Raw genomic sequence first — 6,946 nt, forward strand, 5'->3', positions numbered from 1 at the left:
GAACAAGAACCACAGTCCCGATGACAGGAGGAGTCCCAAAATGAGTCCCGAGCACAATGATTCTACTATGCTTCCCATCAAGGAGGAAGGGGAGTATGGTTCTGCCGCGCAAGCAGGAGACGACGTACAGGAACAGACATCGCCTTTGATTCCTCCGCGCCTGAAGCGCCGTCCCCGCCGCAAACGCAAATTCATTGCCGGACTTTTGGCAGCGCTAATCCCGGGCACTGGACATATCTACTTCGGGCTGCTTCGTAAAGGCATTTCTTTTATTTTCATTATTCTGCTAGATATTGCTGCACTGCTCTACTTCTCATCGATCGGCATGCAGATTAATGTTCCACTGCTGATTCTGCTGGCTTTGATGATTCCGGTACTGTATTTCTACAATGTGTTTGATGTGCTGCAGTCGGCAGACCGTCTTTTGCGGTTGCCCGGAGAGCTGGACCCTGAATTGTCCCCTCTCCCGGAAACGAACAGAAAACGGCACCGTCTCGTCAGTGAACCGGGGATTTCGTTTGGGCTGATGCTGCTGCTAGGGGGGGCACTACTCTTTCTTTTCCGGCAAAAACCATCCTGGCTGCAATATTTTATTGAGCATTCTGCTGGTGTAACAATTGCAGCGCTGCTAACATTTTGTGGGATAGGGTTAGCCATCCGGGAGATCACCAAAGGGCTGTCCTGGCAGAACGGCAATGAATTGCGCAGCAGGCGGGTGGGCAGGTACACCGCTTCTATATTGCTGGTATCGGTTGGGATTTTGTTGTTCCTGGACTGGAGAAACGGAACCGATAATATGCTGTTCTTATTGAAATGGTGGCCGATCATAGCGGTACTTTGGGGGATGGAGTATCTGCTCATTTACTTCTCCGCACGGCGCCATGGACAGGGGAGGAAGCGATCCCGTTCAAGAATGGATTTGCGCGGACTGCTATCCGCTGTAGCGCTCGCATCCTGTGTATTTATGGTCTCAGAACAGGAACATTATTTGCATCTATGGAATAAGGTGAGTCTTAATTTGACCGCTGCAGCTGTGGATTACGGCGAAGCCAAGGGAAGCAAGTTCCAAAAAGCTCCATTCGTGATTCCAGTTGAACTAAGCACTTCCAAAATCACAGTGGATGGCATCAACGGGGATATCCTCATTCATCGCGCACCTGTCGAGGATATCGAAATTGGAGCTACCGTTTGGGTGGATCAACTGGAAGGGGCAGTCGCAGAGGCTATCTCAGAACAGTCCTTTGTAGAAGTAACTGAAGGTTCCAACATCAAGATCACCCCCAAGGGCAAGGCGTATGGAGATTCCGGCAAACGTCAGCCTCGGATGGACCTTGATATCTCGTTGCCTGAAGACCGCCGGTTTAACCTGGAGGTGCGGACGATGAATGGTGGCATTACCTTGCAGAATGTGGAGGCCATAGAGAACATTAATCTGGAGACCGGGAATGGGGAATTGATTCTCCATCGCATTTTTGGCAATGTCAAAGGAAAGACGCTAAATGGTGCGGTTCGTGCCAGAACGGTTCAGGGCACAGTAGATTTGGCGACAAGCGGCGGGGATATGGCAGCCTGGGATGTAATGGGTTCGCTCAAGCTTTCGACTGCTGTCGGCAATATATCGGCAATGGGAAGCAGAGATGAGGTGGACCTGTCCAGCAAGAACGGAAACATGGAGATTAATGGGGCCAGATCGAAGCTGCATGCTGAGTCTCTCAATGGCAAAATCGATGTGCGCTCTTCCGACCTCGGGGGCAACTGGGATATCTATAGCGCTGTGGGGGATATTGATCTGTACCTGCCTATGTCAGGAAATTACACCATGGATGGCTCCAGCGGCTATGGAGACATCATTTCGAATATACCAGAGCTGACCATCGACAAAAAAAACATCTCCGGAGAAGTAGGCACGGGTGAGTTTAAACTGCATGTCGAAGGAAACAGCAACCTAAATGTGAGGAAATATTGAATTAAGTAATTTTTATTATATAATAATGAATATAATATACAGACTGCGTTGACAACATTGAAAGTCCAGTCTTACAATTACTTTAAAGTTATTATTATGTTCTTTACTAAAGGCGGTGGCATTGATGGGTAGTGGCGTACAACATGCATTGGAACAATTGAAGACAACCGGTGTCCGTATTACGCCCCAGCGTCATGCGATTCTTTCGTATTTGATGGAAGCAATGAATCATCCAACGGCGGATGATATTTACCGCGCGCTTGAGCCGCAGTTTCCGAGCATGAGTGTAGCAACGGTTTACAATAACCTCAAGATGTTTATGGAAGCAGGTATGGTCCGCGAGCTAACCTACGGTGATAATTCCAGCCGTTTTGATGCTAATGTGTCTGATCATTATCATGTGATCTGCCAGGAATGCGGCAAGATTGAGGACTTCAGCTATTCATCGCTGCATGAAGTGGAGCTTCGTGCTGAGCAGGCAACAGGGTTCAAAATCCATGGTTTGCGTATGGAGCTATATGGAGTCTGCAAATGCTGTGGCGAGAAAGCACATTAAATCTGCATCGTGTGAATTTCTTTAACGTGAGGAATCCGGTATCGGAATCCTCACGTTTTTTCGAAAATATAAGGATTTATATGTTTCACACTATAAATCATCCTTCGATTTCTCGCTGAAACGGATACTGTCCTTAGCAGGACGGTATCCGTTTCTACTTGATTTACAATGACTTTTTTCATGCGTTCCTATCAGATAAGACCAATCCTTCCAGCAGATTTACGCAACCAAAGAGTCTGAGATAGCGTATACTTAAGATTGGTTCACCGCATTCTAATTCTACTAGTGATCTGGAGGTACATTTTGAATACAAGACAGAGACAAAGACGCGTCAAGAAACGCGGAGGTCTTTTTCGCCGTTTATTAGCCCTTGTCATCATAGCCGCAGCAGCTTATTGGGTAGTTTTCTATGTCTTGCCGAACCGTCTGCACACCGATCCCGATTGGAAAGGGCTGGAACAGCCTGTTTTCGTCAAAGGAGAGCTGACCGACTATTCCGCTTCAGGTACCGGAGATACGCTGCTTTTGCCGCTTCCGCTGCTGCAGAAGTATGTAGATTCATCCATCCGTTATGAAGAAGAGACCAAATCCGTTATTTTATCTACAGACAATGAGCTTTTATATATGCAAGAAAATACAACTGCTGCCAGTCTGAACAACAAACCGCTTCAGCTTCGTCTGGCTCCAGAGGAAAAGAACGGAGTAACCTACCTGCCAGCGGACACGCTTGAAAACTTGTATGGTTTTGAGGTGGAAGAGGACAAGGATACCGGGGCTGTTCTTTTGATGACTGCTGGAGAAACGGTCCCGCTTGGTAAAGTCAAGGGTGAAGAGGGCGGGAAAACAAAAGCTCTGCGCAGTAAGGCGACCGTCCATGCTCCGATTATTGCCGACATGTCCCCTGGAACCGAGGTGAGAATTTGGAAATCGGACAATGAAAAATGGCTGTATGTGCAGATGAGCAGCGGATTCGCGGGCTATGTCAAAGCAAATGATATTATCAAGAATGGGGAGAAGAAAGTCGGTGTGAAACCGGTCACTCCCTCGCGCGCGGAACGCAGCTGGAAAGGCAAACCGGTGAATCTTTTCTGGGAAGCTGTATATGAACGTAAGCCCAACCCGGCCAAATTCGGTGACCTTCCCGGGGTCAATGTTGTCAGTCCTACCTGGTTCGAAATTGTCGATACCAAAGGGAATGTGCGCAGCAAAGCAGACAGCGCCTACGTCCAGTGGGCCCATAAGCAAGGGATGGAGGTTTGGGGGCTACTGACCAACAGCTTTAATGCTGATCTCACCACCCAGGCGTTATCAAGCTATGAGAAGCGGATGAATACGATCGTGCAGATGTTGGAATATGCTGATCTTTACGGTCTGGATGGAATAAATATCGACTTTGAAAATGTCTACACCAAGGACGGAGAGAACGTTACGCAGTTCATGCGGGAGCTGAAGCCGATGGCTCAAGCCAAAAATCTCATTGTTTCTATGGATGTCACTCCAAAATCAAACAGTGAGATGTGGTCGCTCTTTCTGGACCGTAAGGCACTTGGTTCAGTTACAGATTTCCTGATTGTCATGGCTTATGATGAGCATTGGGCGTCCAGTCCTACCGCAGGTTCTGTTGCTTCGCTTCCATGGGTGGAGAAAGCTGTAAGCCGCATCCTTGAGGAGGACGACGTTCCTGCGGAGAAGCTGGTTCTGGGTATTCCTCTGTATACCCGTATTTGGTCGGAAACCAAGGTGGATGGAAAAACCAAGGTTAGTTCCAAAGCTGTCAGCATGAATGCCGTTCAGGAAATCCTTGCCGAAAAGAAGCTGAAACCTGTGCTGGATAAGAAATCAGGACAGAATTATGTGGAGTATACGGAGGATGGAATTCTTCGCAAGATATGGATAGAAGACAAGGTGTCGTTAAAAGCGAGGGTTGAACTGGCTCAATCATTTGGGCTGGGAGGCATAGGTTCCTGGAACCGCAGCTTTGCCGTTCCGGAAGCGTGGAAAACGTTGCAGGAGATTAGCGAATAGACAGCATCTATTGTAGACATAGCACAGGGGTTCCCTTAGGGAACCCCTGGTTTTTTATAATAGTATCTGTACTTACTTAAAAGAAGAAGAGGCAAGGTTGGCCGGATTCATGCAGCAATATGACTCGCTAATGTTTTAACTGCTGCCCTTCAAGTTGCTCCGCAGTGATCGTTGCTTGTGCGGGGTCCATCGTGAGGATGGTATGGCAGAACATACAACGGTCCGTTTTTCCCAGCATTTTAGTCAGCTTGCGGCATTCTGGACATTCTACCTGGACTGCACTCGTTGAAAGCATGCCGGCCCAAAAATAGATCGCCAGACTGGCCATCATGGAGATCAAACCAATGACAAGGCCGATTGCAGCAACAACCTTTCCGGCCGAACCCCAGAATACAATACCCGCTGTTCCCAGGATCATTAGACCCATTCCGAGCATGGTAAGCAGCAGTCCCCAAGTGCGAAAAGCATTGATTTTAGCCGATTTAAATTTCATGAGTATTTGCTCCTAACTGAAATATAGTTCGGTTGTCCAGGAGGAACTGATATGAACATGTAGAATATTAATATTTAAGAGAATTATAACTGACAGACGCAAATTCGCCAAATTTGATGGAGGGAAGCATGGAACTGTCCAATTTGACCTTGTTTAGTGGAGAAACATTTGACGAGAACGTCCTTGGCGCTGTAGCTCTGCATCAGACCGGCAATGCTCCGGTTCAGAGCGCGCTTCTTCATGATTTTGATGTGGTAGTACTAATGCTGCATGAGGAGCAAGAGAAGGAACGTATTATTACGCATACGATAGCCGGAGAGCGGCGCACACAGTCAGTGCATGTCGGCCTTTCTGCTCTGGAAAGAGCGGTAATGGCTGGAGATAATAATGAACTGCTTACCAGTCTCATAGCGGGTGAAGTCATTTGGGACCCAAAGGGAATTCTAGGCGAAATGCGCCGGGAAATTATACAGTTTCAGGGGCCGCTCAAGGAACGCATACTGTTCATGGAGTTTTCCAGGTTTCTGCATATGTATGTGAAATCCAAGCGGTATATGGAAGCAGGCTTTACAATGGATGCCTACAACTGTGTATTGATTGCTTTGTATCACTGGGCACGTCTTGAAGTTAGTGAGGCAGGTTGTTTTCCTGACCCCGCAGTCTGGGAGCAAGTAAAAGGCCTTAATTCGTCCGTTCATAAGCTGTATGAGGAGCTGACTGTCAGTACTGAGACACTGGATCAGAGAGTGGAGCTCATTCTGCTAGCCTGCGAATTTGCCATTATGTCCAAGATGTCCGATTGCTGCACCATATTATTGAATATTCTCGGCAGTCGTAAGGAACCTTGGAGTGTAAAAGAACTTCTGCAGCATTCGGGACTTAGTCAACTTGGCGCTGAACTGCCTCTGGTGTTGCGTAAGCTTGTATCCCGTTCACAGATTAGGGAGATTGCTTCTTGGGCCGAGGAGGCCGGAGATGGTCACACAGTACGGTACACCTTGTAAGTATAAAAGAAAATCACACATGGATTAAGGAGAGGCAACCTGCTCTCTTTTTTTTGTTGATTTTTTTTGCATGAGATGAGCAATAGAGGGAATATTTATAGTTGACGCCTATGTTAATGTTGTGTTAAATTATAACTCGTCCCTCTGACGCAGGTAATAAGCTTCAAAGCATGGGGAAGACAACCGAAAAAAAGAAATTAAAAAAAGGTTGACTAAATCGAGGGTGCTATGATATATTATAAAGGTCGCTGCTGACAAGCAACGGCGAACGGAAATGAGAATTTGATCTTTGAAAACTGAACAACGAGTGAGTGGGATTTCACGCAAGTGAGATCCAAAAATAGAGAATATTTTATTCTCGTCAGATGTTTCAAAATGAGCAATGGCTCTTTCTAAATACCAATTTGGAGAGTTTGATCCTGGCTCAGGACGAACGCTGGCGGCGTGCCTAATACATGCAAGTCGAGCGGAGCTTATCCTTCGGGGTAAGCTTAGCGGCGGACGGGTGAGTAACACGTAGGCAACCTACCCTCTAGACTGGGATAACTACCGGAAACGGTAGCTAATACCGGATAATTCCTTCACCCTCATGGGCGAGGGATGAAAGGCGGAGCAATCTGTTACTAGAGGATGGGCCTGCGGCGCATTAGCTAGTTGGTGGGGTAACGGCCTACCAAGGCGACGATGCGTAGCCGACCTGAGAGGGTGAACGGCCACACTGGGACTGAGACACGGCCCAGACTCCTACGGGAGGCAGCAGTAGGGAATCTTCCGCAATGGGCGAAAGCCTGACGGAGCAACGCCGCGTGAGTGATGAAGGTTTTCGGATCGTAAAGCTCTGTTGCCAGGGAAGAACGTCCGGTAGAGTAACTGCTACCGGAGTGACGGTACCTGAGAAGAAA

General features: G+C 47.7%; 5 protein-coding genes and 1 rRNA gene. 5 read left to right on the forward strand and 1 reads right to left on the reverse strand.

Annotated elements, in window-relative coordinates:
- Window positions 1–40: 40 nt before the first annotated feature.
- The 3 genes from A3844_RS14800 to A3844_RS14810 all read left to right on the forward strand — a co-directional run bounded on the left by A3844_RS14800 (window position 41) and on the right by A3844_RS14810 (window position 4,547).
- Window positions 41–1,966 (forward strand): DUF4097 family beta strand repeat-containing protein, encoded by a 1,926-nt coding sequence (locus tag A3844_RS14800; RefSeq protein WP_244169771.1) that lies wholly within the window; start codon window positions 41–43, stop codon window positions 1,964–1,966.
- Window positions 1,967–2,090: 124 nt separating this feature from the next.
- On the forward strand, window positions 2,091–2,522 hold the full coding sequence (gene perR, locus A3844_RS14805) for a peroxide-responsive transcriptional repressor PerR (protein ID WP_074084952.1): 432 nt from the start codon (window positions 2,091–2,093) through the stop codon (window positions 2,520–2,522).
- Between the two features lie 303 nt (window positions 2,523–2,825).
- Window positions 2,826–4,547 (forward strand): glycosyl hydrolase family 18 protein, encoded by a 1,722-nt coding sequence (locus A3844_RS14810; protein WP_074107764.1) that lies wholly within the window; start codon window positions 2,826–2,828, stop codon window positions 4,545–4,547.
- Window positions 4,548–4,674: 127 nt separating this feature from the next.
- Here the strand turns inward: A3844_RS14810 and A3844_RS14815 are convergent, their stop codons facing one another.
- On the reverse strand, window positions 4,675–5,040 hold the full coding sequence (locus A3844_RS14815) for a DUF2614 family zinc ribbon-containing protein (RefSeq protein ID WP_074084950.1): 366 nt from the start codon (window positions 5,038–5,040) through the stop codon (window positions 4,675–4,677).
- Between the two features lie 128 nt (window positions 5,041–5,168).
- Here A3844_RS14815 and A3844_RS14820 point away from each other — a divergent pair, with 128 nt between their 5' ends.
- Together A3844_RS14820 and A3844_RS14825 are read left to right on the forward strand one after the other, a co-directional pair.
- Window positions 5,169–6,044 (forward strand): nucleotidyltransferase-like protein, encoded by an 876-nt coding sequence (locus tag A3844_RS14820; RefSeq protein ID WP_074084949.1) that lies wholly within the window; start codon window positions 5,169–5,171, stop codon window positions 6,042–6,044.
- A 401-nt stretch (window positions 6,045–6,445) separates the two neighbouring features.
- A 16S ribosomal RNA gene (locus tag A3844_RS14825) occupies window positions 6,446–6,946 on the forward strand; the annotation flags it as partial.

Origin of the sequence: Paenibacillus helianthi (assembly GCF_001909055.1) — a bacterium.
GTDB lineage: Bacteria > Bacillota > Bacilli > Paenibacillales > Paenibacillaceae > Paenibacillus_AQ > Paenibacillus_AQ helianthi.

Bases quoted from the DNA above. Each gene is read 5' to 3' on its own strand.
- A3844_RS14800 (WP_244169771.1), top strand. From the start codon at position 41: ATGAGTCCCGAGCACAATGATTCTACTATGCTTCCCATCAAGGAGGAA.
- perR (WP_074084952.1), top strand. From the start codon at position 2,091: ATGGGTAGTGGCGTACAACATGCATTGGAACAATTGAAGACAACCGGT.
- A3844_RS14815 (WP_074084950.1), bottom strand. From the start codon at position 5,040: ATGAAATTTAAATCGGCTAAAATCAATGCTTTTCGCACTTGGGGACTG.
- A3844_RS14820 (WP_074084949.1), top strand. From the start codon at position 5,169: ATGGAACTGTCCAATTTGACCTTGTTTAGTGGAGAAACATTTGACGAG.